This is a genomic window from Bacillus sp. B4EP4a, assembly GCF_006680105.1.
GTDB classification, from domain to species: domain Bacteria; phylum Bacillota; class Bacilli; order Bacillales; family DSM-1321; genus Peribacillus; species Peribacillus simplex_E.
Genome location: NZ_VHIK01000112.1, coordinates 1 through 350 on the forward strand (window position 1 = coordinate 1; position 350 = coordinate 350).

A 350-nucleotide genomic window follows, 5' to 3' on the forward strand; every position below is an offset into this window, starting at 1 on the left:
AGCTAAACCAGCTAATAGGATGTCAATATCTTTCTCTAATATTTTCATTTCCCTTATGATATACTATTTTTGGCCATGCCAAATAACCCTCCAGAACCCTTTTGGAAGGATTTTTCTCTGTTTCACAAAACCGTTAATTAGGCTAAATCTAGGAACGTTTCTTTTCTCTTTAATAAAGCATAAATCCAATGAAGCAACTTATTCATACAGGCAACGATTGACACTTTGGCAGGTTTTCCTTCTGATTTTTTCTTATCATAGAATGCTTTAAGCTTTTTGTTCCTTGAACTTCTTATGCCGCATAGTACGGCAAGATACAGAGAATGACGTAGTCTGCTCGAACCTCTTTT

General features: G+C 35.4%; 1 pseudogene. It reads right to left on the bottom strand.

Annotated features, from left to right (window positions below):
- Positions 1–137: 137 nt before the first annotated feature.
- Positions 138–350: pseudogene (locus FNK51_RS26205) on the bottom strand (IS110 family transposase); the annotation flags it as partial.